Genomic DNA, 25,521 nt, shown 5'->3' on the forward strand with positions numbered 1-25,521 from the left:
TGCGCGACTTCGCGCCTTGCGTCTTGTGGCAGGTCTCTGGCACGTATGCGGAACTCTGCACACAACCGCGCATCGATTGGCTTGCCGTTGTGCCTGCTGCGATGCCATGCATCTGTCGATGCCTGCGTTGTGGGGAGTGTCGCAGGATGTGCTACGAGACCGCGCCATGCTGCAGCCCCTGCTCAACGTCAATGGCATCACGCAACTGCGTGCCGTCATGTTGAGTGGAGCGACGGCACTGCGCATGGCGGCGTTCCATAAAGCGTGGTTTTGCATCGCTTGGCTTCGCATGACGAGCCATCGCAACCGTCGATGGCGCTGACCAGGTGACCGCATGCTTTTCAATACTCAATACTCAATACTCAATACTCAATACTCAATACTCAATACTCAATACTCAATACTCAATACTCAATACTCAATACTCAATACGATGCATGCATGCATGCAGGCCATGCCTGCGTGCAATCCAACCGCGACACAGGCCCCAGCAGCCCAAGATTGTGCGCGTCATCACCAACCTCGCAGCACCGACCCATCTGAAGGAGTCCAACCCCGCATGCACACCATTCTTACAGGCAGTGAGCGACACACCGCACCGTCCGACGTCGAGGCTGGGCCGACGCCGGTGGACGAACGGCTGCGCGTGCTATTAACGGTGCGCATGCCTGCATTGAATGCCGCTGCCGCAATGCTGCTGCAACTGCAGGCGAACACTGCACCACTAGCGTTTTCACGCGAGGAATTCAGCCAACGCTTCGCTGCCAGCGAAGCGGATCTGCGGGCGGTTGCGCACTTCGCCGCCAGCTATGGATTGACGGTGGAACGCGCGCATGCTGACAGCGGCAACGTGATCCTGGAAGGAACTGTGCAGCAATGCGAGGCGGCGTTTCAGGTCAGCCTGCGCGAGTATGTGCAAGGTGCGCTGCGGTACCGCGGCCGCACCGGGCCGGTGTCGATTCCGCAAGCACTCGATGGCATCGTCACCGCAGTGCTCGGGCTGGATGCGCGTCCGCAGGCGCAGACATTGCCGAGCGCACTCACGCCATCTGCAGCTGCAGCACCACCAACGCCTTCGCCAACTGCAGCCAGCGCGGGCCCGGTGACGCAGTACACGCCGCCGCAGCTGGCGCAGCTCTATGGCTTCCCCGAACACGACGGGCGCGGGCAGTGCATCGGCATCATCGTGCTCGGCGGCGGTTATTCACGCGAACAGATGGCCGCCTACTTCGCGCAATTGAAGCTGCCGCTGCCAGCCATGGTGGATGTGCTGCTGCCCGGTGCGGAAAACCGGCTGAGCACAGGCAGCAAAAATGCCGATGTCGAAGCGCAGATGGATCTGCAGATTGCCGGAGCGATCGCGCCGGGCGCCAAGCTGGCGGTGTATTTCGCGCCCAACACCGACAACGGATTTCTGGAAGCGATCAACGCCGCCATCCACGACACCGAGCACTCCCCGGGCGTGATCGCCATCAGCTGGGGCTTCACCGAAGCGCAGTGGACCCCGCAATCGCGTCAAGCCTACGACTGTGCGTTTCAAGCCGCCGCATTGTTGGGCATCACCGTCTGCATCGCCGCTGGCGACGATGGCGCCAGCGACGGACAACCGGGTTTGAACGTCTGCTTCCCGGCATCCAGCCCGTTCGTACTCGCTTGCGGTGGCACGCGTCTCAACGTCACTGCGGAGACCGCCAACGAACAGGCGTGGTCGCAAGGTGGCGGCGGGCAGAGCAAATTCTTCGCGCGCCCGGCCTGGCAGAAGAGCCTGCTGTTGACCGATGAACAGCATCGCTCCCAGCAACTGCGCATGCGTGGGGTGCCCGATGTCGCCGCCAATGCCGATGCGCAGACCGGCTACTACCTGCATATCAACGGACAACCGGCGGTGATGGGTGGCACCAGCGCCGCCGCACCCTTGTGGGCAGCATTGCTGGCGCGCATCTACGCGGTCAACCACGACCAGCCCAGCTTTGTGGTGCCGCGCCTGTACGGCCAACCCGATGCCTTCCGCGATATCGTCGATGGCGATAACGGCGGCTTCCGTGCGTCGGCCGGATGGGATGCCAACACCGGGCTCGGCGTCCCCGACGGCGCGCGCTTGACTACATTGCTCAAGCACGCGTGATGCCGGCTGCACAGGTTGGTGGAGTGCCATAGCGACCACGGCGCAGGGCTGCTTGTGACCACCCCTGCCATTTGGCCAAGTGACCTTTCGGCCACGCTGCTGCGCGCGGCGCCAGCCACACTTGCTGCACGAACGCCGGCTGCTCGAAAGCGATGCGGCCGCGTAGCCAGACCAGACCAACAAGGAATGTCATGCAGGCACGCGTCTTTCCCCTCTCGCATATTGCCCGCGCGGCAGCACCTGTCTTAGATGCCAGCGCCGCATCGGCCAAAGTCTCCAAACAGTCAGCGCGTTACTGGCTGTGGCTGGCCTTGATCGCGCCCTGTATCGCGCACGCGCAGGTCGATCTGTCGCAGCTGGATGCCGAGATGGCCGCACCACGCACCCAGGTGCTGGTCCTCGGCAGCGTGCACTTGTCGCAGTTGCCCAAGGGCAGCGACATCGGTGCGGCGCGCTTGCAACCGTTGATGGACCGGTTGGCCGCCTATAAGCCGACCATCATCACCGTAGAGAATCTTTCGGGAGAAACCTGCGATCTGATGCGACGCCATCGCGCAGTCTATTTGCCCGAAGACAGTGCGACCTATTGCCCCGACACCAGCGACGCGGCACGTGCCACCGGGCTGGACGTTCCCACCGCGCTAGGCCAGGTACGCGCAGCGCTCGGCACCTTGCCGAGCGCGCCCACACCGGCACAGCGTCGACACCTGGCCGCGCTGTTTCTGGCCTCCGGCGATCCGTCGTCTGCACTGGTGCAATGGTTGCAGCTTGCGCAGGCCGAACAGCGCAGCGGCGATGGCCTGGATGCGGCGTTGGTGACGCGACTGCGCGCCATGGAAACGCGCCCGAACGAGAGCGACCAGATCGCGGCGCGACTGGCCGCACGGCTCGGCTTGCAGCGCGTCTACCCGGCCGACGATCACACCGGCGACAACGTGGACCTGGGCGACCCTGTCGCGTACGGCAAGGCCATCCAGGCGGCGTGGGACAAGGCCGCACCGCGTGCCAACGCCATGCGTGAGCGCGAAGACCAACTGGCCAGCGAAGGCAAATTGCTCGAGCTCTATCGCGCGATCAACCTGCCGGCCAGCCAGCAGTTGGCCATCGCAGTGGATTTTCGCGCGGCATTGAGCGAGGGCTCGCCACAACGCTACGGCTACCGCTACATGTCCGGCTGGGAAATCCGCAACATGCGCATGGTCTCGAACGTGCGCGCCAGTTTTGCCGAACAACCCGGCGCGCGCGTGCTGGCAGTGGTCGGCGCCATGCACAAGCCCTGGTTCGACAACTGGCTAGCACAACTGCAGGGCGTGGATATCGTCGATGCGGCGCAGGTATTAGGCACTGAAGGGCAGTGAGTACAACGACTTCAGCATGACGCTCTAGGTCAAAAGCCTAGTCAGTCGAGGGCGCGGTGCCCTCACCGCTGGCGGGACGCGCCGCAAGTACGTCCGTGTAGGCTCGGTGGCGGCATCCATGCCGCCACACGGTCCCGCAATCGGTGAGAACACCGCACCAGAGAGTTCATTGGTTGCTTTCTTGCAAGCAGAGTTAATAGGTTGCTTTCTTACAAACTTGGCCGTTGATCTGCTTGCGTTGGAAGGATGACAAAACGCGCCGTTATCCGAACGCGGGCGTCATGCCTTGCTTGCACCATGCACACCGACACTCTCGACTGGCCCTTGCCCGCCCACCGTCGCGGGACCTTACGCGGCATGGATGCCGCGTAAGAGCCTACATGGACGTACTTGCGGCGTGTCCCGCGATGGTGGGCGGGCAAGGGCCCTGCAGCGAAGTGGCAGACAAGTGTCGCCAAGCACGGCATCAAACGGACAGCCGTGCATTAGATCGACAACGGCCGTCGTCCACTCCGAGCTCTCAGCTCAACACGTCCAACAAGCTACCCAGCATCTCGTCGGAGCGCCGTAGCGCAGTGGCGTTGGCCTGGAAATCGTTGCGTGCCGATAGCCCTTCGACCAGATCAGTGGCTGGCGCAGAAGGATCGGAGCTGGCATCGACCACGCTGGCCGCCACTCCACCATTGGCCTGCGTGCTGGCCGCAACGGCCTGACGCGGACTGCCGTCTACCGGCTGGCGTGCCATATTGCTGGCAGCCACCTGCTGACGCAGCACGGCAACCTGCATTCCGGAACTGGCGATGGGACTGATGCTCATGGTGGCTCCGGTGCAGAAACTGAGAAAAAACCGATGATGTTTGTTTACCGACCAATCAGCACAATCGTTGCTGGCAAACGCGCTGTGCTGCTGTCGCTCTTACGCCATCCAAGCCGCGTGGCAAGCGTTCCTTACGTGAGGACAACCGGCGGACAGAAACTGCAATCCACGTCTCCCACTCACCGACTCCGACCACACCCGCCACACGGCTGCGCAGTCGCCTCACGCACGCTCAATACGTGCCGACCCGCACACGCAGCACCACAGGCACCTCGCCCGCCGCATCCACACGACCGAAGTTGAGCCCGTAGTCGGTCTGGTCACCGTTGAGCTGTCTTTCGACCTGCCAGCGACCGTCCACATACCGCCCCTGCTCCACCCGCAACAGCTGTCCATGACGGGTATCGGCCGCCTCGCGGAAAAATTCAATGCGCGCGGCCATGCCGGTGACCAGGAACTCCTCCGGCCCCAGCTGCGCCACCAGCAGCCGCCCTGCGTGGTCGTCGTTGCCCGGCAGGATCGCCGGCGCATCGCCCCACATTGGCGCACCGAACGACACTTTGGCCTCCCAGTCGCCGAAGCGCAGCGTGCGTTGCGGCGCGCCGGGCTGTTCGGCCACCGCCTGCAGCCGGCCGTCGAAGGCGGCCTGGGCGATCACGCGCTGCAGCGGCGCCAGCAGCTTGAAGTTGGCGGCGTGTGCAGCGATCGCGTCGCGGTTGGCCTGGCTGTCCTGGTTGCCATCCATGCCGAACACCGAGAAACCGATCCCGCCCTGCCCCAGCACATGGAACAGATACGGCGCGGTCGCCGCCTCGAAGCCGGTTTCCGACACCCAGGCCGGATTGTCCGGCCGCGCGTACTGGCCGATGACCTTGGTGTATTCGGTGTAATCGTTGGTATAGATATCGGTGCCGATGAAGTCGATCGACGGCGTGGCAACACGCCACAGCGCGAACATGTTCACCGTCGCACCGCCGGACGGATAATCCAGGCCAGGATAGCGTTTGCCCTTGTAGCGCAACCAGGTGTTGACGTAGAGCGGCAGCGGGTAGGCGCGCTTGCCGGCGGCGGCCACTTGTTCGATGTACGCGGCGGTGGCATGCGCATTGAAAGCCTCGGCGGCTTCGGCACCGAACAGCTGCTGCCAGCTGCCCTGCGGTTTACCCAGCGCTTGCGCAATTGCGGCAGGCACGGGCTGCGCGAACGCCGCCTCGCCGGCCGGGCCATGATCGCGCACAGTGCCGATCGCACCAGGCTCGTTTTCCACCTGCACCAGGATCACCGTGTGGCGGTCGCCATCGACCTTGCGCAGGTGCTGCATCAACGCGGTGAACGCACGCGCATCGGCCTGTACGTTGGCGGCCACATGCGGAGAGAGAACATCCACCGGTTCGCCATTGGCATCGCGCATGCGCGGATAGGTGGCCTCGTCGCGCTTGATCCATTCGGGGACGTAATGCATCTGGCCGTTCTTCCAGCTGCCGAACCACAACAACGCCACACGCAGACCACGCTTGCGCGCGCCGGCAATCAAGGCATCCACATTGGCGGTATCGAAGCGGCCTGGCGATGGCTCGAACTGCTCCCAATACACCGGCGCTTCCACCGTGTTGGCGTGCAGCGCGACCACCTCGTCCAGCGCCTTGGGCAGCACCGCCGGCCAGGCGCTGGAGTTGTGCAGCTGTGCGGCCAGCACGGTGTACGGCGCGCCATCGACGAACAGCGCATGGCGGCCGTTCTGGGTAACGAAGCGCGGCAGTTCTTCCGCGCTGGCCAGCAACGGCACACAACCAGTCAGCACAGCCAGCGACCACAGCATGGCTGCGATGCGGCTGCGCGGCCGCGGCATCTTCAGGGCAAGCAAACACATCATCGCGCCTCCGACGTTAGTGAGTTCCAATGCGGTGTGAGTTCATGGCGCAGATGGCGCACGAAGAAGTCGTACTGGCGGCGCTGCACATAGTCGATCGGCCCGCTGGACCGGCCCACCGAATGCTCGCCGCCAGGCACGTTGAGCAGGTCGAAGTCCTTGCCGCTCTTGATCAACGCATCGACCACCTGCGCGGTGGAAGCCGGGTCCACATTGCTGTCCTGCTCGCCGACGATCAGCAGCAGATCGCCCTGCAGCTTGCCCGCATTGGCCACGCCCGAGGCCTGCGCATAGCTGGCATCCACCGGCCAACTCATCCACTGCTCGTTCCAGCTGATCTTGTCCATGCGGTTGTCGTAGCAACCGGCAAATGCCACGCCCACCTTGTAGAAATCCGGGTGCCGCTCGAGCGCACCCAGCGTGCTCTGCCCGCCGGCCGACGCGCCATAGATGCCGACCCGGCCGATATCGTAGGACGGATCTTTTGCGGCCAACGCGCGATGCCAGGCAATGCGATCGGGAAAGCCGGAATCGCCGAGGTTTTTCCACGCGACATCGTGAAAGGCCTTGGAGCGATTGGCGGTGCCCATGCCGTCGATCATCACCACGATAAAGCCCAGATCGGCCTGCGCCTGCATGCCGATCTGCTTGTCGCCACCGGAGTGATAGCCGAACGGCCAGAATGTCTTGGGCACAAAGGAGTCGTGCGGTCCGGCGTAGATGTTCTCGATCACCGGATATTTCTTGCTGGGATCGTAATCGCGCGGGCGCACCACCATGCCCCAGATGTCGGTGCGCCCATCGCGGCCCTTGGCCACGAAGGTCTCCGGCGCGCGCCAGCCGGCTGCCAGCAACGTGTCGATGTTGCCCTGCTCCACTTGCTGCAGCAGTCGACCATCGATGGCGTGCAGCTCCATCACCGGCGGCAGATCCGGCCGCGAGTAGACATCGACGTAATGCCGGCCGTCGTCTGCAATCGCCACATCGTGATCGGCGTCGGTGTGGGTCAGCCGGGTCAACTGGCGGCCGTCGAAATCAACGCTGTAGAGCTGCCGGTAGTACGGGTCCTTGCCGGCATCCATGCCGCTGGCAGTGAACCAGATGCGCCGCTGCGCGTCGTCCACGCGCAGTACATCGCGCACGATCCACGGCCCCTGGGTGATCTGCTCGATGATCGTGCTGTTGCGGCCGTCGTAAAGATACAGATGTCGCCACCCGTCACGTTCGGAAATCCACAGAACCTCGTTGCCGTGTGCGTCAACATCGTGGCGAAAACTGCGGTCGGCGTAGACGAAGGTGGGTGCATCCTCGCCGACCGCTACATGTGCACGCCCGGTGGCGGCATCGACCGCGATCACGCGCATGCGCTGGAAGCCGCGCTGCACATACTCGAACGTCACACTGCGGCCATCGGCACGCCATTGCAGCGGCGACAGCTGATAAGGCGTATTGAACAGCACCGTGTCGACATCGGCCCGCGTGCCATCCAGCGCAAACAACACCGGCCGCTCCACATCCATCGCATCGCCGGGCTTGGGATACAGCTGGGTGTGCACGACCGGTTGACCGCCGCCCGCAGGCGCCGCTTCCACACGCGTGACACGGCGAGCAAGCCCGGGACGCACGCGATACACCGCCAGCCGCTGCGAATCCGGCGACCAGGCGATGCTCTCCGGATCGAAATAATCCTCTGCACGACCATCGGTGCTGAGCCGGGTCAGCTGCCCATCGGCAACGCGACGCAGGAGCAGATTCCAGCCATCGGCCAGCGCTTCCCAACGGCCATCGGGCGAACGACGTGGCGTGTTGTCGGCTGGCACTCCAGGGTCGCGCACCACACCGAAGCCGCGTGGACGTACCTGCGTACCGGCATCATCGCGTGCGCAGCGGTAGCTCGTCAGCGTGCAACGCCAGATCTCTTCGCCAAGCTCGAAGCGGATCGCAACGGCGTCACCCTCGCCGTCTTGTGCATACGTAAAGCGTTCGAACGGCAACTGCAGCGCCGTGTAGGTCTTACCGGTCGCCGCCTGCAATGCCTGCGCCACGCGCAGTTGATCGAAGGCCTGTTTTTTCTGCAGCGTGGCGACGTCCATGCTGACAAAGGCGAATCCGCCAGGCACCGTCTTGCGATAATAAAACGCGCCGCTGTCCTTCCATTGCGCAGGCCACGCCACGTTCTCTGTCAGCGTGCTCCATTGTTCGCGCAAGCCCAGCGAGCGTTGGTAATCGGCAACGCTTGGCGCCGCCTGCGCAGCAGTCGATAGCACCACGATGCACGCAGCCAACCCATTCAAGCAGCCACGCAACCAGTGCGACACGCGCGCGTCACGGCGCAGCTCACTCGCCATCGTCCTCCTCCAAGGCCAGCTCATCGCTACGCAAACCACTCCGCGCGCCCCAGTGGTAAATGAAGAATGCAATCACTGCCACGCTCAAGGTATCGAACGGATGCGCGATCCAGCCATGGCCACCGAACGTACCGGCCCACGACACCGCCATCACCAGCATGAAGAACACGATCAACCACAGCGATGCACGCACCTGCCGCAGCAAGCGTGCACGGCCCTCGCGTGAGGGCAAGCGATACAGCACGTACAGCACGAACGCGAGCACCTGCAGACCGAGCAACCACGACAAGGTGGGCCAGGTGGACCAGTAGATGATCAAGGCCGCGACAATGAACGACAACGGCCCCAGCACCGCAAAACCACGCACCCGGAACGGCCGCGGCAGGTCCGGCGCGCTGCGGCGCAACGCGGCCACGGTGACCGGCGCCACTGTATAGCTCAGCACCAGCGCGGCCGAGACCACGCCGATCAAGGTCTCCCACGAGGGAAACGGCAACGTCCAGAAGATCGACAGACCCAGGCTCAACCACAACGCTGGTCGCGGAATGCCCGATTGCGGATCCACCCGCGTCAGCACCGGCAAGAACCCGCCGCTACGCGCCCAGCCGTACACCACGCGCGGGGTGGCATTCATGTAGATATTGCCGGTGCCGCTGGGCGACACCATCGCATCGCAGATCACCAACGCAGCCAACCACGCCATGCCCAGGGCCAGCGCGATGTCGTGATACGGCAGTGCAAACACCTTGTCGATACCGCTCCACCCCGGCGCCAATTGCGCAGCCGGAATGCTGCCCAGAAACGCCAGCTGCAACAGCACGTAGATCACCGTGGACAGCGCTACCGACAGGATCAACGCGATCGGAATATTGCGCTGCGGGTCGCGCACCTCGCTGGCCACCGACACGATCGGCGTCAAGCCCAGGTAGGCGAAGATGATGCCGCCAGCCGAGATCGCCGCTTCCACCCCGGCCATGCCCGAAGGCGCAAACCCGTGCACAGTCAGGTTGCCCGGATTGAAGTGCTTCATCAGCAGCACGATCACCAGGATCGGCACCAGAAACTTGAACACGCTGACGATGTTGTTGGCCAACGCAAAGGTCTTGACGCTGAAATAGTTGAGCAGGAAAAACAGCAGCAGCAAAGCCAGCTGTACCAACCAACCCCAGATGCTTGGGTGCGAGCCGTTGGCCTGATTGAGCACTGGAAACCACGCCGCCGCATATTGGCGCGCAGCTTCCACTTCGATCGCGATCAAACTGGAAAACGCGATCAAGGTGATGAAGCCGGTCAACGAACCGAGCAAGGCGCCATGCGAATACTCCGGGTAGCGCACCACCCCGCCGGCACGCGGTAATGCCGCGCCTAGTTCGCAATACACCAGCCCCAGCAGCAGCACTGCGGTGCCACCGAGTATCCACGACAGGATGCCGGCCGGCCCGGCGATGGAAGAGACATGGCTGGCCGAAAACAGCCAGCCCGACCCGAAGATCGAACCCAGCCCGATAAAGGTCAGGTCGGTCAGGCTGAGTCGCTTGTGGAACTTGCCTTGCGTGGTTGCACCGTGTGTGGTCATTCGTCGCCCCGAAGAGTGGAAAGCGCGGTTGCTGTTGCGAAAAAACGTCAGCCGGTTTTGCGTGGATCAGTCGCTGGCAGCCACCTTGGCATCTGCCGCCGGTGACTCGGCAGCGTCTTCGGCGGCATACGGCGAGACACCACCATCGGCAATGAACCGGTCGATGCGCGCCTCCAGCACCGGCAGCGGCACCGAGCCGGTCTGCAGTACCGCGTCGTGGAAATGGCGCAGGTCGAATGTCTCGCCCAAGGCGGCTTCGGCCTTGCGACGCAACTCAAGAATTTTCAGTTCACCCAGGTAGTACGACAACGCCTGCCCCGGCCAGGCGATATAGCGATCCACCTCGGTGGTGACTTCGTGTTCGCTCAAGGCAGTGTTGTCGCGCAGATAGGCCTGCGCCTGCGCGCGCGTCCATCCTTTGTGGTGGATGCCGGTGTCGATCACCAAACGGCAGGCGCGCCACATCTGATAAGTGAGATAACCGAAGCGGTCGTAGGGCGTGTCGTACATGCCCATTTCCTGGCCCAGATACTCCGAGTACAAGGCCCAGCCCTCGCCATAGGCGGAGATGAACCCATAGCGGCGGAACTCCGGTAGGCCTTGCGCTTCTGCCGCCAGCGGCATTTGCAGTGCGTGGCCGGGCGATGACTCGTGCAACGTCAATGCGGTCAGGTTGTACAACGGCCGCGATGGCAGGTTGTAGGTGTTGACCAGATAAATGCCGGGACCGCCACGGCCGCCGGTATAGAACGGCGCCAATTCCGGCGGCACCGGCTCGATCGCAAAGCGTCGGCGCGGCAGCCGGCCGATGTAATCGCCCACCTTGGCATCCACGCGCTTGGCGATCCATGCAGCCTGTTTGAGCAATTCTTCCGGCGTCTTGGCATAGAACTGCGGGTCGCTGCGCAGGAAATGCAGGAACGCAGGAAACACCGCCTGCCCGGCCGGCGGTTTGAAGCCGCTGGCGACGATGGTCTCATCCATCTGCGTGCGCAGCTTGGCCACTTCCTGCAAACCGATCTGATGGATCTGATCGGGGCTCAACTCGAGCGTGGTGAACTCGCGGATCTGCGCGCGGTAGTAGGCCTGGCCATCCGGCAATGCCTCGCCGGCCAGCGTGGTGCGTGCGCGCGGCTGGTACTCGTTACGGATGAAGTCCAGCAGCTTGGCGTAGGCCGGTAGCACCTGCGCATCGATGGTCTGCACTGCTTGTTGCCGCAGTTGCGCCTGTACCTCGGCCGGCAGCGTCGCCGGCATCTGCTTGAACGGTGCGTAAAACGGGTTGGCCTCGCCCTTGGCTTGCACCACATCGGCGATGGACTGATCGCGTCCGGTCAGTGTCACCTTGGGCTGGCTGAAACCACGCGCCAGGCCGGCACGCATATTGTCGGTGTGTTCGGCGAAATAGCGCGGGATATCGGCCAGCATCTTCAGATAGCGCTGGTAGTCCTCGCGCGTGCGCAACTTGGCCTCGGCGCTGAAGCCCAGATCGCTCCAGAACGCCGAGTCGCTGTTGAACGGCATTTCCCAGGCGCGGAAATGCTGCTGATCCAGCAGCACCAGCAACTGTTGCCGATACACCTGATAACTCACCTGATCTTCGGCCGGCAACTGCGCGATAGGGATCGCGTCCAGTTCCTTCAACGCCTGCTGCCAGTATGCGGTGCGCAGGTTTTGCGTGGCCACATCGACCTTGGGCAGGTGGTCGGACTGCCTGTCCTGGGTGGCCTGGTTGTCTTCATCCACCGCGCCGGACAACTGCGCCTGCCGCCAACGCCATTCGCGCGTGTATAGCGCTTTGAAGTGTGCGGCTGCTGCGTTCTGCGTGGCGGTGTTCTGCGTGGCGGCGACCGGCTCGGCAGCCTGGGCGGTCGCGGCAACGCCGCTCACGCTTGCGGCAATCAACACACTCAATGCACTCGCGCGTAAAACGCTGCTCGTCTTCATCCGCGTGCCTCCGGCGCAGCTTTGGCCTGTGCAATCCACTGCCGCACGCGTTGCTGCAACATCGCCAGCGGCATCGCGCCACCGCCCAGCACCGCATCATGGAAGGCGCGCACGTCGAAGCGAGCGCCGAGTTCTTTTTCGGCTTCCGCACGCAGCGCCAGAATCTGCAACTGACCCAGTTTGTACCCAAGCGCCTGACCCGGCCAGACGATATAGCGGTCGGTTTCGGACTGGATGCTGGGCTCGTCGTCGGAAGGATGCGCGTGGAAAAAATCCACCATCTGCTGGCGATTCCAATGCTTGTAATGCACGCCGGTGTCGAGCACCAGGCGGTTGGCCCGCAACAACTCGCCGGAGAGGCGACCGTAATCGTTGTACGGGTCCTTGAAGAAGCCGATCTCCTTGCCCAGCCGCTCGGCATACAGCGCCCAGCCTTCGATATAGGCGTTGTAGCCGGCCTGCTGGCGGAACGGCGGCAACGGCAGCGTCTGCGCAAGCGAGATCTGCAGGTGATGGCCTGGCACGCCCTCGTGATACGCGGTCGTTTCGATATTGACCAGCGTGCGGCTGGCGAAGTCGCTGGTATTGACCTTCACGATCGCCGGCTTGGTGCCTTCCGGATTGCTCTGCCAGTATTCGGCGCCGGGCGCGCTGCGCCGGAATGCCGGCATCGCCTGTACGTCCAGCGGCGTTTTCGGCAGGTGGCCGAACAGCTTGGGCAGCTCCGGCTGCATCGCGGCGATGTACTGGCGGTACTGCTGCAGGATCTGCTCGCTGGAAGTGGCGAAGTGGCGGTTGTCGGTGTCCACCGCCTTGCGGAAGCTGGCCAGATCCGCAAAGCCCTGCGCCTTGGCGATCACGGTCATCTCGCCTTCGATGCGCGCGACTTCCTTCAGGCCGATCTGATGGATCTCCTCCGGTGCCATGTCGGTGGTGGTCTGGGTATGGATCGCGTAGCGATAGCGACGCTCGCCATCGGGCAGCGACCACACACCTTCCTGCGCGCGCCCTTGTGCGGCGTATTCGTCGCGCACGAACGCGGCCAACTTGCCGTAGGCCGGGCGTACCTGTTGCTCGATCGCAGCGAGTAATTGTTTGCGCAGCGCGTCGCGCTGGTCGGCCGGCACGGCGACGTCGAGTTTTTTCAGCGGCGAGGCGAACGGGCTCTGCTCGCCGGTCAGCGCGGCGATCTTGTCGATCTGCTCGGGCAGGCGCTCCAGCAGATATCGCGGCTGCACCAGGCCCTCCTTCGCGCCCTGGCGCGACAACGCGATCACCTGGTCGATCACCGTTGGAATCGTCTGCAGGCGCTTGATGTAGTCCTGATAATCCTTGGCGTTTTCGAACGGAAACGCATCGCCATAGCCTGCCAACCCCAACTGGATGCCGCCGATCGGCTCCAGCGGCATCGCATAGGTTTTCAGGTCGATGCCTTCCAGCTTGTCGCGTAATTGGCCGAGCATCATCTGCAGGCTGAGCTGGCGTTGCTCGTCCAGCGCCTTGCTGTCGATCGCCTCGAACTGCTTGAGCAGCCCGGCAGTGGCGGTGCGTTCTGCTTGCACGGCCTCAAGCGAATAGTCGCTCCAACGATCATTGTAACGTTTGTCGCCGATGATGCTGGCGAACTCCGGGTTGTGCTGCAGCTGGTACTGCCATTGTTTGTCCAGCAGCGCGTCGAAGGCCTTGGCGGCTTGCTCGCCGGTTGGCGCAGGCGTGGCCGCAGCTGCCGTCTCCGCTGCGGGCGGCGCCGGCTTGCAGGCAGTGAACAATGCGGCGGCCAGCAGGCCGATGGCGACAGGACGCAGGTGGTTCATGCAGTTACTCCAAGATGCAATGGCGACTGTAGGAGCGCGCCTGAGCGCGACGGCTTTTATCGGGAATGCCCGTCGCGCCCGGGTGCGCTCCTACGGATGCGTGAGCCTGTGAAGGCTTATGCAAACGGTTGGTCGATCGCCAGCGATGGCGGCGTAAACCACTGCGCGCCGGCATCGGTGACATAAAAATGGTCTTCCAGGCGCACGCCGAACTCGCCGGGCACCACGATCATCGGCTCGTTGCTGGCGCACATGCCCGGCTGCAGCGGCTGCGCGTTGCCGCGCACCAGGTACGGCGCCTCATGAATCGCCAACCCGCAGCCGTGGCCGGTGCGATGCGGCAGGCCGGGCAAGCGATAGTCCGGGCCAAGCCCTGCCGCCTCCAGTACCTTGCGCGCCGCCTGGTCCACTGCTTCGCACGCAACACCGGGGCGTATCGCGGCAAATGCCGCCGCCTGCGCAGCCTGCTCCAGGTCCCAGATGCGCTGTTGCGCAGCATTGGGCGTACCGTAACTCCAGGTGCGAGTGATATCGGAGTGATAGCCCTGCACGGTGCAGCCGGTGTCGATCAGCACCAGCTCGCCTTCGCGCAGGTGCTGCACGCCGGGAATCCCGTGCGGGAATGAGGTGGCATGGCCGAACTGCACGATGCAGAAGGTGGAGCCGTTGTCCGCGCCCAGCGCGCGATGCGCCTCGTCGATGAAGCGCACCAGTTGATCGGTCCCGATACCTTCCTGCGCGATGCCGGCGGCCAGCCGCTGCACCAGCAAGGTCATGTCGCAGGCCTGCTGCATCAGCGCCAGCTCGGCCGGCGACTTGCACATGCGGCAGCCATCGATGATGGATCCCGCATCACGGATCGCCGTGCCCAGGTGCGCGCGCAGGCCGGTGTGCACGGCAAACGCAATCCCTGGATCCAGTGCCAATGCATGCGCGTGGCGTTCGTCCATGGCCTGCACCACCAGCGCGTACGGGTCCTCGTGTTCTTCCCACAGATACTTGGCAACTGGAATCTTCAGCACCGCATCCAGCGAGCCTTCTTCGAACGCGGGGCAGATCAACACCGGGTCACCATCCAGCGTAAGCAGCAGCGCGACCAGACGCTCACTTGCGCCCCACGGCACGCCGGTGAAGTAGCGCAGCGAAGTGCCGGCACCGACCAGCAATGCATCCACGCCATGCGCGCGCATCAGGCGGCGTGCGCGTTCGATGCGCTGTTGGTATTCGTCGGCGGCGATCGGCGCGGCGCGTTGCGTCCACGGCGTCAGTTGCGCGCGTGCCTGTTCCAACGACACCCCGCCGATCTGGCTGCTCATGTGCCCGCTCCGAGATCTGCAGTACTCCACTGCCCATCCACCAGACGTGCGACACCGCCCGGATTGCGCTGGCGCAACTCGGCCGGCAGCAACGCGTCGGGCACCGCGTCGTAGCTATGCAAGGCAGCGAAACGGCGAATCGAACCGGGCATGCCCACCGCGGTGAACCCAGGATGCCCGGTGCTGGGGAACGGCCCGCCATGATTTTGCGCCGCGCTTACTGCAACGCCGGTCGGCATCTTGCTATTGATCAACCGCCCCACCCGCGCCCGCAGCACCGGTGCGATGGCCTGCCAGGCCGCATCGTCGCTGCCATCGACCGCGCGATACAAGGTGCCTGTGAGATTGCCTTCGAATGCGGCGGCGACCTGTTGCATCTGCGCAACGTCGCGCGTACGCACCAGCAGGCTCACCGGGCCGAAGGCCTCGGTCTGCAGCGCCTGCGGGTTTGCGATGAATGCCTGCGCCTCCACACTCAACAGGGTGGGCGCATAGCGATACCCGTCTTCGCCGGTGTGCCCCCCGGCCAGCAGCGCGGCGCCGGCAGCGCGCAAGGCCGCCACACCGCGTTGCACACCTTCAACGCCTGAGCTGGAAAACAGCACCATCGGCATGGCAGCGTCGAAATGCGCCGTGGTCGCGGCAACGAACGCATCGCCTGCCTCGCCGTGCGGCACCACCACCACACCGGGATTGGTGCAGAACTGGCCGCTCCCCAAGGTGCAGGAGGAAAAGAATTCCTGCGCCAAGGCGGCACCGCGTTCGGCCAGTGCGCCCGGCAGCAGGAACACCGGGTTGACGCTGGAGAGTTCCGCATAAAACGGCACGCCGGCCGCATCGGCGGCGGCCTTCAGCGCCAGCCCGCCGGCACGGCTACCGGTGAAGCCGATCGCCCCCAGCCGCGCATCGCCGGCCAGTCGCACACCTATCGCGTTGTCGAAGTGATACAGCAACTGCACTGCCGCAGCCGGCAGGCCCGCCGCGACCAACGCTGCATGCGCAAGCTGCGCCATGCGCTGGCTGGTGGCCGGATGCAGCGGGTGCGCCTTGGCGATCACCGGGTTGCGCGCGGCAATCGCCGAGGCGAAATCGCTGCCGGCAATCGCATTGAAGGCGAACGGGAAATTGTTCGGGCCAAACACCAACACCGGCTTGCCCAGCGGCGCCAGATGCGAACGCAGATCGGCAGCGGTATCGATGATGGGTTGGGTCCAGCTGTAACTGCGCACCGCCTGTGCGGCCTGGCGCAATTGTCCGCTGGTGCGTGGCAGCTCGTTGCCACGCAAGCGTGTGGGCGCCGGCAATGCGGTCTCTGCGTGGGCAAGCGCCACCAAGGTGTCGGCATCGGCATCCAGCGCGTCGGCGTAGGCGTCCAGGAATGCGGCGATTTTTTCGACCGGTGCCGCTGCAAGTTCCGCTGCAATTGCTTGCGCTGCCGCAAACGCGGTTTCGACATCCTCCGCACCGCTGACCGGAAACTGTGGCCCGATCGCCTCGCCAGTGCTCGGGTCGGCGGCACGGAAGCTGGCGCTCGCCGCGCGGCTGGGTTGCCACCGGCCGGCCAGCAATACCTCGGCCTGCTGGATGGGCGGGGATTGGAGCGTCTCGTTCATTGCGGCACCTTCGGTTGCATGAGGACAGACCCTGCGCACTGTGCGGCAGCGGCCGACCAAATAACGACGAGGATGCCGCGCTGATGCGACATCCTCATCGACCCACCTCGCGCTACGCCGGCCACCGCGTCCGCGCGTGCATCCGTGCGCGGCGCTCATCCGGTGGCGTGCAGCCCGAGCTCATCGTCAGGACAGTTTGGGCGCAGTGGCGATGGCGTGGTCGATGACCTTGAGCGCGGCCTCGCGCTCGGCACCGTCGACCACCAGGCGCGGCGCGCGCACGCGCTCGCTGCCCAGGCCGACCTTTTCCTGCACCAGTTTGATCAACTGCACGAACTTGGGCACGGTATCCAGGCGCAGCAGCGGCAGGAACCAGTCGTAGAGTTCCTTCGCCGCCGGGTAGCCACCGTCACGCGCAAGTTCGAACAGGCGCACCGATTCCTTCGGGTAGGCGTTGACCAGGCCGGCGATCCAGCCCTTGGCGCCCATGCTCAGGCCTTCGACGATGGCATCGTCCATGCCCACCAGCAGCGCCAGACGATCGCCCAGCAGTTCCTGCAGCGCGGCGAAGCGGCGCACATCGCCCGAGGATTCCTTCACTGCCTGCAGGTTGGGGAATTCGGCCGCCAGCTCGGCGATCTGCGCCGGGCCGAAATCGGTCTTGTAGGCCACCGGGTTGTTGTACAGGATCACCGGCAGATCGGTCGCGGCGATCACCGCGCGCACATGCGCGCCCATCTCGCGCCAATCGGTGGAATACACGTATGGCGGCAACACCATCAACCCGCCGCAACCGAGTTCCTTGGCCGCTTTCGCCAGCGCCACCGCTTCACCGGTCACCAGGCTGGCGATGCCCGGCACCACCGGCACGCGGCCGTTCAACGCGGTGATCAGCGTCTTGAGCACAGCCAGCTTGTCGTCCACGCTCAAGGTGGCCGCTTCGCCCAGAGAACCCAGCGGCACGATCGCGGTGCAACCGGCGTCCACCAGCTGATTGGCGTGCTTGGCCAGGAAGTCGTGATCGATTTCACCGGAGGCGGTGAACGGGGTGGTGATGGCCGGCAGCACGCCGTGCCAGAACGCAGCAATACTCATGGATGATTCCCTTGCGAGTCGGAAGTGAACGGGTCGGCCAGCGCCGCGAGGCGGACCGGGAACAACGGCGGCCGGCGGCCGGCGTCGGTGGAAAGCGCGGGCGGGCAACGCCCCAGTTCGGCCAGCGCGGTGCCGCAGATGCGGCCCTGGCAGGCGCCCATGCCGCAGCGCGAAGCGAGCTTGGCATCGCGTGCATCGTTGAAGTTGTCCAACGCGCCCAGCGGCACGTCTTCGCAGCGGCACACCAGCGTGTCGGGCTGCGCCAGCGTGCGGATGCGTGGATTGAGTGCGAACTGCTGTTGCAATGCTTCCGCGAACGCACGCGCGGCACGCCGACGTGGCTGCAAGCGCAGCGCGGCATCAGGTGCATCGGCGGCCATATGCCCGGCCATCGCGCCTTCGATCAGCGCGCAATCGCGCCCGCCGATGCCGCAGGCTTCGCCCGCAGCAAAGACCTGGGTGACGCTGGTGCGCAGCAACGCATCCACGCGTACTTGCTGATGCGCGCCGCAGGCTTCCAGCTGACACCCCAGCAACTGCGCAAGTTCGGTATTGGGCACCAGTCCATAGCCAACGGCCAGTTGATCGCAGGCGATACGCGTACGACCGGCAGGTCCTTCGATCTCGATTTCGCGCAGTTGCGTGTCGCCGTGTGCGGATACGACAAAGCTGCCGGCGCGATACGCCACCGCGCGCAACTGCAAGCGCAACGACACCGCCTGCGCCGCCTTGCCCGGCCAGCGCCACAACTGCAATGCGAACTGCCGCAACGCAGCTGCAGAAGTTTGTTCGTGGATGCCAAGCACCTGTGCGCCATGCCGTTGCAAGGTGGCCGCACTGGCCAGCAGCAAAGGGCCGCTGCCGGCGACGACCACGCGCTTGCCGGCCAGCGGCCAGCCCTGTTTGGCCAGCGCCTGCGCCGCGCCGGCACCGGTCACGCCGGGCAAGGTCCAGCCCGGGAATGGCAGCAGCAATTCGCGCGCGCCGGTGGCCAGCACCAGGGCTGCGTAATGCAGTTGCAGCGTGCCGTCCGGGCCATCGGCCAACAGCCAACCCGGCTGCGCCAACAGAATCTGCGTGCGCGTCAGCAGCGTGATCGATGCATCGCCCTGCACCTGTTGCAGCAGCGCGCGCGCATCGGTCGGCGCGCCGTACCGCACATCGCTGCGCCAGACCTGACCACCGGCACGCGGCTGCATGTCGACAACGCCCACGCGCACGCCATGACTGGCCGCCGCCTGCGCCGCCGCCAGGCCGGCCGGGCCGGCGCCGATCACCAACACATCGAAATGCTGCACGCGCTCAGCCATCGGTGCGTACCTGCATGCCGTCGCGCGCATCCACCAGGCAGGCGCGTTGCTGGCCGATGCCGTCGATGCGAACCCTGCATTCGAAACACACACCCATGCCGCACAACGGCGCGCGCGGCTGGCCACTGCACGATTGCCGAAACTGCAGCGTTGCCAGCGCCACCGCTGCGGCAACACTGGCGCCGGCCGGCACTTCGACCGCTTGCGCATCCACGTGCAGCCGCACCGTCGCGCTCATGCGGCTGCACCGTGCACGGCGCGCGCCGGTGCATAAGGCGCCGGGTCGATGACCGGCGTACGCCCGAGCAGGCTGTCCACGATCACCCGTGCGCTCCCCAGCGCCGTGGTGACACCCAGCCCCTCGTGACCGGCGGCCACCCACACATCGCGCCGGCCGGGCACCGCCCCCAGATACGGCCGCCCGTCCGGTGTGGCCGGGCGCAACCCGGTCCACACCCGGATCGCCTGCAACTCGCGCAACACCGGCAGATAGGCGAACGCACGTTGCAGCATCTGCTGCAGCACCGGCATCGACAGCGCGCGATCGTGCTCGCCGAACTGGCGCGAAGAGCCGATCAGGATCTGCCCGGTCGGTCGCGGCTGTACATTGAACGCCACGCTGGTGTCGTCGGCGCCATGCGCCGAATCCGCGTAGCCCAACTCCAGCAACTGATGCCGGATCACCCCCGGATGCCGATCGGTGATGACCAGATGGCCCTTGCGTGGGCGCAGTGCCAGCTCGGGCAGCAACTGCGGCAAGGCCACACCGCTGGCCACCAGCACCGGGCCGGCCAACAGCTGGCCATCGTCCAGACGCACCCCATGCGCCAGCAACTGCTCCACCTTGCGGCCGGCAAACAGCTGCGCGCCCGCCTTGCAGGCCAGGCTCACCAGATGCCGCGCCACCCGCGGCGGGTACACCACGGCCTCACCGGGCACGCGCATGCCCCCGGCCAGGCCCGGCACCAGTTGCGGCTCCAATGCATACAACTGCGTCGCGTCGATGGCTTCGGCATGCAGATCGGCCGCCGCCAAGCGCGCAATCTTGGCCGGCACCGCCGCCAGCTCGCGTGCATCGCGCGCCACCCACAGCGTGCCGCAGCGGCTGAATTCGGCCTCGCTCAGTTGCGCAAACCGCTCCCACAGCCGCAGCGAGTACGCCGACAACGCCAACTCGGCCGGGTCATCATCCATCGCCACCAGGTGCCCCATCGCCGCAGCGGTGGAGCCGCCGCCGATCGGCCCCGGCTCGACGATCGCCACGCGCAGCCCTTCGCCAGCCGCCGCCTCGGCGCAGGCCGCGCCGACAATGCCTGCGCCAATCACAATCAGGTCGTAGCTGCGTCGCGTGGATGCAGCGGTCGGCGATGTCTGCGTGTCTGTTCGTGCAGCTGAGTGTGCAGCTGCCGCATCACCAGCCTGCGCGGCCGCGGACACGGCGGCTGACGCAGCAGGCGCTGCGCCGGCACTTCCCTGCGCGCGCGGCAGCTGGTGCATCAGGCCACGATGCCCCAGGCGAAAGGATCGGCCGGGTCGATCGACAACTGCGAGCGCGCGGTGATGTAGGCATGGCCGCTGATGCGGGGCGCAATGCCACGCCCACTCAACCGATAACTGCCTTCGAACGTGCTGCCCAGAATGCCTTGCTGCACCCAATGCCCGCCCTCGCCCAGCTTGCCGTCGGCGGCCAGGCAGGCCAGTTTGGCGCTGGTGCCGGTGCCGCATGGCGAGCGGTCGTAGGCCAGCCCCGGGCACAGCACGAAATTACGCGCCAGGCCGCTGCCATCGGGCGCGGGGCCATTGACTTCGATATGGTCGATCTCGCCACCGGCCTCACCGGTGATGCCGGCCACTTCCAAGGCCAGCCGGATCGCTTCGGTATAAGCGGTCAGTTCGCGCTGATGCGCCAGATCCAGCACACACGGCGCCTGCTCGGTGATGAAAAACCAGTTGCCGCCCCAGGCCACATCGCCGCGCACGCGGCCGTGACCGGGCACGTCCACCTCCACGCCGGTCGCAAAGCGATAACTCTCGACATTGTCGACCGACACCGTGCCGTCTTCGGCCAGCTCCACGCCGACCGTGCCGACCGGGGTTTCGATGCGGTGCTGGCCCGGCGCGATGCGCCCCAGCGCGGCCAGCGTGCGCACCACTCCGATGGTGCCGTGTCCGCACATGCCCAGGTAGCCGACGTTGTTGAAGAAGATCACCCCGGTGCAGGCGCTGGGGTCGCGTGGCGGCAGCAACAAGGCGCCGACCATGGTGTCCGAGCCGCGTGGTTCGCAGGCGATCGCGCTGCGCCACTGATCGAAATCGCGGCGAAAGCGCTCGCGACACTGCGCCAGATCGCCATCGCCCAGATCGGGGAAGCCGGAGAGGACCACGCGGGTAGGTTCGCCGGCCGTATGGGAGTCGATGACGTCGATGGTGTGCATGGCTCATGCTCCCACTGCGGACTGGCAGACGACTAGCGTCCAATGCGAGTTGCAAGTGCGGAAATCTGCACAATCGACAACCCGGTTCACAGCCCCGCGTTTGCGCTAGGATCATTGCTGGGCCGCGCCTTTCGTGCAGCCGTCAATCGTGACCGCCACCATGACGCCGATGGACCTCAACCTTCCCGCGCTGGAAATGCAGACGCTGTTCGACGCACTGCCGGACGTGGTGTTCTTCATCAAGGATGGGCAGGGCCGCTACACCCACTGCAACCTTACGCTCGTGCGCCGGCTGGGACGCAAGCTGCGCAGCGAAATCATCGGCCGCTCGCCGCTGGAAGTGTTCCCGCTGCCGCTGGGCGGAAGCTACATGATGCAGGACCGCCGCGTGCTGTGCGGCGAGCTCATCGACAATCAACTGGAGGTGCATCTGTACCCCAATCGCCTGCCCGGCTGGTGCCTGACCTTCAAGCGCCCGCTGTGTGAAGCCGACGAAGTGATCGGCATCGTGGGTATTTCGCGCGATCTGGGCCAGCCCGACAGCCGCCACTCGGCCTACGAACGCTTGAGCCAGGTGATGGAGCACATGCAGGCCAACTTCGGCGACAACCTGCGCGTGCAGAGTCTGGCCGACCTGGCCGGCTTGTCGGTGGCGCAGCTGGAGCGGCATTTCCGCCGCGTATTCCAGGTGACGCCGCAGCAACTGCTGACCAAGCTGCGCATCGAATCGGCGATGCGGCTGCTGTACGGCGACGACAGCATCGCCAGCATCGGGCAACGTTGCGGCTTTGCCGACCAGAGCGCGTTCGCACGCCAATTCAAGGCCACGGTCGGCATGACGCCGCGCGATTACCGCGCACTCAAGGGTCAGTTGTAAACGAAAACTCGGTGCTGACATACGGCTGGCACAAATGCCGAATTCGGCAGGATTCGGGTTGCCGTTGCGATGCGGTTTGCACGGTCCCGGCGGCGACCATGCAGCGCGCCGGGTGCTGCCCCGGATGAGGCGGCGCTGAAGGTCGCGTCAAGGCGAGCCAGGGCCCGGATGGTAGAATTTCGGGTTTCCCCAACTGCGTTGCCAATGGCCAGCTTCTTTCGCCGCAACAAGCCAACCACGCCCGACAGCGCGCGTACCTCGCGCTACAGCCTGGAAGAACTGGCAGCCGCATTTCCGACCGCACCTTCTGCCGCCACCCCGGTTTCGCCGGTTGAGGCCATGCCAGCTGCTGCGCCGAGCGGCACGCCAGCAGCGGTGCCGGTTGCTGTACCGGTTGCCACACCTGCTCCCGCACAGGCCGAGCCGGCGACTCCCACGCCCGCTGCCGCTCCGGCCGAGCAGCTTGCGCAAGATATCGCCGCGCGTACCGGTCAGGCGCAGAGCATCGCGGCAGTGCCCACCGCGCCTGCCCCGCCGGCAACGCCCGCGCCTTCGGCATTGCAGGCACTGCCTGATCCCAAACCGCCTGTCACGCCTGCAGCCCCCACTCCAGTGGTGGTGGCGCCGGTTGTCGCGCAGCCGCACACCGCGCCAGTGCTGCCTGCTGCCGTGCCCGCGCAGCCTGCAACGCCTGCAGCGCCGTCGCAGACTGCTACCCCTGCGCTTGCACCTGCCGCACCATCGACGACTGCCACACCTGCCGCCCCGCCAGCTGCAACACCCGCTGTCGTTGCACCACCTGCTGCCGCACAGGCGTCTGCAGCTTCGCCCGTTACCGTAACCCCCGCCGTCGCCACGCCCGTCGTCACCCCACCGGTCGTCGTCAGCACCTCGCTACCGATGACCCAGGACAACGACAGCATCGCTGGCCAGCGCGATGCGCTACCCGCAGCCCCGGCCGGCAAGCAGGGCTGGCGCGATCGTCTGCGCAACAGCACCTTCGCGCGCAGCTTCGGCGGTTTGTTCTCGCGCAACCCCAAGCTCGACGACGATCTGCTCGACGAGATCGAAACCGCACTGATCACCGCCGACGTCGGTATCGGCGCGACCACCGCATTGGTCGAAGGCCTGCGCAAGCGCATGAAGTCGCGCGAGTTCGTCGATGCGCAGGCGATGTTCAAGGCGCTGCGCGCCGATCTCATCGCGCTGCTGCAGCCGGTCTCCAAACCATTGGTCATTGATCGCTCGGTCAAGCCGTTCGTGATCCTCACCGTGGGCGTCAACGGCGTTGGCAAGACCACCACCATCGGCAAGCTCGCCAAGCGCTTCAAGGACGAAGGCAACAGCTTGATGCTGGCCGCCGGCGACACCTTCCGCGCCGCTGCGGTGGCGCAATTGCAGGCCTGGGGCGACCGCAACGGCGTGGCCGTGATCGCGCAGGGGCAAAACGCCGATGCCGCCTCGGTGGCGTTCGACGCGCTGCAGGCGGCCAAGGCGCGCGGCACCGAAGTGCTGATCGCCGACACCGCCGGCCGCCTGCACACCCAGACCGGGCTGATGAACGAGCTCGGCAAGATCCGCCGTGTGCTCGGCAAGATCGACGCCGCCGCACCGCACGAAGTGCTGATGGTCATCGACGGCACCACCGGCCAGAACGCCATTTCGCAGCTGCGCCAGTTCCATGCCGCCGTCGGCGTCACCGGCCTGGTGGTCACCAAGCTCGACGGCACCGCCAAGGGCGGCGTGGTGTTCGCACTGGCGCGCGAGTTCAATATTCCGATCCGCTTCGCCGGCATCGGCGAGCGCCCGGAAGATCTACGCGTGTTCGACCCGGTCGCCTTCGTCGATGCGTTGCTGCCGGAAGCATTGGGCAGCTGATCGGCAGACGCCTGCACGCGTCTGCCGCCGTTATGAAGTCATCGCCAGCAGAGCCCATGCCAGCCGACCACGCCACGCCCACCGCTGACGCTTTCGTCCACCGCCTGCTGCACTGGTTCGACGGCCACGGTCGTCACGATCTGCCCTGGCAACATCCGCGCGCGCCGTATCGGGTGTGGCTGTCGGAAATCATGCTGCAGCAGACCCAGGTCGCGGTGGTCATTCCGTATTTCCACAAGTTCGTCGCCAGCTTTCCGACCCTGGCCGACCTGGCCGCAGCCGACAACGACACTGTAATGGCGCATTGGGCCGGGCTGGGCTACTACGCACGCGCACGCAATCTGCATGCAGCCGCCAAGCAATGCGTCGCCTTGCATGACGGCGATTTGCCACGTGATTTCGATGCGCTGCTCGCGCTGCCCGGCATCGGCCGCAGCACGGCGGGCGCCATCCTCAGCCAGGCGTGGAGCGACCGCTTTGCCATCATGGACGGCAACGTCAAACGCGTGATGACGCGCTTCCATGGCATTGCCGGCTATCCCGGCCTGCCGGTGATCGAAAAGCAGTTATGGCAACTGGCCACAGCGCATGTCGCGCATGTGCCGGCCGGCCGCCTGGCCGACTACACACAGGCGCAAATGGATTTCGGCGCCACGCTGTGCACACGCGCGAAACCGGCGTGCGTGCTGTGTCCGTTGCAGGACGATTGCGTGGCGCGTCGCGATGGCCTGGTGGAAGCACTGCCCACGCCCAAGCCCGGCAAACAATTACCCGAGCGCGAAGCCACCGCGCTGCTGCTGGAAAACGCAGACAACCAGATCCTGCTGCAGCGCCGCCCGCCAACCGGTATCTGGGCCTCGTTATGGACGCTGCCACAGGCCGAGACCGACAGCGGCATGCGCGCATGGTTCGCCAACCATATCCAAGGTGATTACGAGCGCGCCGATGAGATGCCGCTGATCGTGCACACCTTCAGCCATTACCGCCTGCATCTGCAGCCGTTGCGCATCCGCAAGGTCGCGCTGCGTACAGCGGTGCGCGACAATGACGATCTGCGCTGGGTGGCCCGCGCCGATCTCGCAGCGCTGGGCCTGCCGGCGCCGATCCGCAAACTGCTCGACGCTCTGTAAGGCGCACTCACA

19 protein-coding genes are annotated in these 25,521 nt (G+C 65.3%); 6 read left to right on the forward strand and 13 right to left on the reverse strand.

The annotated features are described in order from the left end of the window. The first annotated feature begins 166 nt into the window (after positions 1-166). From XcyCFBP4188_RS22875 to XcyCFBP4188_RS15195, 3 genes are all read left to right on the forward strand, one after another. Positions 167-322 (forward strand): hypothetical protein, encoded by a 156-nt coding sequence (locus tag XcyCFBP4188_RS22875; protein ID WP_155767025.1) that lies wholly within the window; start codon positions 167-169, stop codon positions 320-322. Positions 323-559: 237 nt separating this feature from the next. Further along, complete coding sequence (locus XcyCFBP4188_RS15190; RefSeq protein WP_006452075.1) at positions 560-2,125, forward strand: S53 family peptidase; 1,566 nt, start codon at positions 560-562, stop codon at positions 2,123-2,125. Positions 2,126-2,316: 191 nt separating this feature from the next. Continuing rightward, positions 2,317-3,483 (forward strand): DUF5694 domain-containing protein, encoded by a 1,167-nt coding sequence (locus XcyCFBP4188_RS15195; protein ID WP_233397322.1) that lies wholly within the window; start codon positions 2,317-2,319, stop codon positions 3,481-3,483. Positions 3,484-4,003: 520 nt separating this feature from the next. Here the strand turns inward: XcyCFBP4188_RS15195 and XcyCFBP4188_RS15205 are convergent. From XcyCFBP4188_RS15205 to XcyCFBP4188_RS15265, 13 genes are all read right to left on the reverse strand, one after another. After that, positions 4,004-4,300, reverse strand: coding sequence for a flagellar basal body rod protein FlgC (locus XcyCFBP4188_RS15205; RefSeq protein WP_006451849.1), 297 nt, complete (start codon positions 4,298-4,300; stop codon positions 4,004-4,006). A 232-nt stretch (positions 4,301-4,532) separates the two neighbouring features. Further along, the gene (locus tag XcyCFBP4188_RS15210; protein ID WP_095574830.1) at positions 4,533-6,170 is read right to left on the reverse strand and encodes a DUF5597 domain-containing protein; all 1,638 of its coding nucleotides are present in this window, start codon (positions 6,168-6,170) and stop codon (positions 4,533-4,535) included. Continuing rightward, positions 6,170-8,518, reverse strand: coding sequence for a S9 family peptidase (locus tag XcyCFBP4188_RS15215; protein ID WP_104592393.1), 2,349 nt, complete (start codon positions 8,516-8,518; stop codon positions 6,170-6,172). The genes XcyCFBP4188_RS15210 and XcyCFBP4188_RS15215 overlap by 1 nt, the downstream gene beginning before the upstream one ends. Continuing rightward, the gene (locus tag XcyCFBP4188_RS15220; protein ID WP_104592394.1) at positions 8,508-10,094 is read right to left on the reverse strand and encodes an APC family permease; all 1,587 of its coding nucleotides are present in this window, start codon (positions 10,092-10,094) and stop codon (positions 8,508-8,510) included. The genes XcyCFBP4188_RS15215 and XcyCFBP4188_RS15220 overlap by 11 nt, the downstream gene beginning before the upstream one ends. A 66-nt stretch (positions 10,095-10,160) precedes the next feature. Next, entirely contained in the window at positions 10,161-12,041 is a 1,881-nt protein-coding gene (locus tag XcyCFBP4188_RS15225; RefSeq protein ID WP_104592395.1) for a DUF885 domain-containing protein, read from the reverse strand. Continuing rightward, positions 12,038-13,855 (reverse strand): DUF885 domain-containing protein, encoded by a 1,818-nt coding sequence (locus XcyCFBP4188_RS15230; protein WP_006451844.1) that lies wholly within the window; start codon positions 13,853-13,855, stop codon positions 12,038-12,040. The genes XcyCFBP4188_RS15225 and XcyCFBP4188_RS15230 overlap by 4 nt, the downstream gene beginning before the upstream one ends. A 116-nt stretch (positions 13,856-13,971) precedes the next feature. Next, positions 13,972-15,171 (reverse strand): M24 family metallopeptidase, encoded by a 1,200-nt coding sequence (locus XcyCFBP4188_RS15235; RefSeq protein ID WP_006451843.1) that lies wholly within the window; start codon positions 15,169-15,171, stop codon positions 13,972-13,974. Then, positions 15,168-16,784 carry an aldehyde dehydrogenase family protein gene (locus XcyCFBP4188_RS15240; RefSeq protein WP_006451842.1) on the reverse strand — a complete coding sequence of 539 codons (1,617 nt, stop codon included), beginning with the start codon at positions 16,782-16,784 and terminating at the stop codon, positions 15,168-15,170. The genes XcyCFBP4188_RS15235 and XcyCFBP4188_RS15240 overlap by 4 nt, the downstream gene beginning before the upstream one ends. 186 nt (positions 16,785-16,970) lie before the next feature. Next, entirely contained in the window at positions 16,971-17,879 is a 909-nt protein-coding gene (locus XcyCFBP4188_RS15245; RefSeq protein WP_006451841.1) for a dihydrodipicolinate synthase family protein, read from the reverse strand. Beyond that, on the reverse strand, positions 17,876-19,189 hold the full coding sequence (locus tag XcyCFBP4188_RS15250; RefSeq protein ID WP_006451840.1) for an NAD(P)/FAD-dependent oxidoreductase: 1,314 nt from the start codon (positions 19,187-19,189) through the stop codon (positions 17,876-17,878). Before XcyCFBP4188_RS15250 ends, XcyCFBP4188_RS15245 begins: the two co-directional genes overlap by 4 nt. Then, positions 19,182-19,427 carry a 2Fe-2S iron-sulfur cluster-binding protein gene (locus XcyCFBP4188_RS15255; RefSeq protein WP_006451839.1) on the reverse strand — a complete coding sequence of 82 codons (246 nt, stop codon included), beginning with the start codon at positions 19,425-19,427 and terminating at the stop codon, positions 19,182-19,184. Before XcyCFBP4188_RS15255 ends, XcyCFBP4188_RS15250 begins: the two co-directional genes overlap by 8 nt. Next, the gene (locus tag XcyCFBP4188_RS15260) at positions 19,424-20,686 is read right to left on the reverse strand and encodes an NAD(P)/FAD-dependent oxidoreductase (RefSeq protein ID WP_043909971.1); all 1,263 of its coding nucleotides are present in this window, start codon (positions 20,684-20,686) and stop codon (positions 19,424-19,426) included. Before XcyCFBP4188_RS15260 ends, XcyCFBP4188_RS15255 begins: the two co-directional genes overlap by 4 nt. Continuing rightward, complete coding sequence (locus XcyCFBP4188_RS15265; RefSeq protein ID WP_006451837.1) at positions 20,686-21,624, reverse strand: proline racemase family protein; 939 nt, start codon at positions 21,622-21,624, stop codon at positions 20,686-20,688. Before XcyCFBP4188_RS15265 ends, XcyCFBP4188_RS15260 begins: the two co-directional genes overlap by 1 nt. 160 nt (positions 21,625-21,784) lie before the next feature. On the opposite strand from XcyCFBP4188_RS15265, the gene XcyCFBP4188_RS15270 reads away from it, so the two are divergent. From XcyCFBP4188_RS15270 to mutY, 3 genes are all read left to right on the forward strand, one after another. Next, positions 21,785-22,501 carry an AraC family transcriptional regulator gene (locus tag XcyCFBP4188_RS15270; RefSeq protein WP_006451835.1) on the forward strand — a complete coding sequence of 239 codons (717 nt, stop codon included), beginning with the start codon at positions 21,785-21,787 and terminating at the stop codon, positions 22,499-22,501. 204 nt (positions 22,502-22,705) lie between these two features. After that, the gene (ftsY, locus tag XcyCFBP4188_RS15275; protein ID WP_043909969.1) at positions 22,706-24,379 is read left to right on the forward strand and encodes a signal recognition particle-docking protein FtsY; all 1,674 of its coding nucleotides are present in this window, start codon (positions 22,706-22,708) and stop codon (positions 24,377-24,379) included. A gap of 56 nt (positions 24,380-24,435) precedes the next feature. Continuing rightward, positions 24,436-25,509 carry an A/G-specific adenine glycosylase gene (gene mutY / locus XcyCFBP4188_RS15280; RefSeq protein WP_006451833.1) on the forward strand — a complete coding sequence of 358 codons (1,074 nt, stop codon included), beginning with the start codon at positions 24,436-24,438 and terminating at the stop codon, positions 25,507-25,509. The last annotated feature ends 12 nt before the right edge of the window (positions 25,510-25,521 follow it).

It is taken from the genome of Xanthomonas hortorum pv. cynarae (genome assembly GCF_002939985.1).
In the GTDB taxonomy this organism is placed as follows: domain Bacteria; phylum Pseudomonadota; class Gammaproteobacteria; order Xanthomonadales; family Xanthomonadaceae; genus Xanthomonas; species Xanthomonas hortorum_D.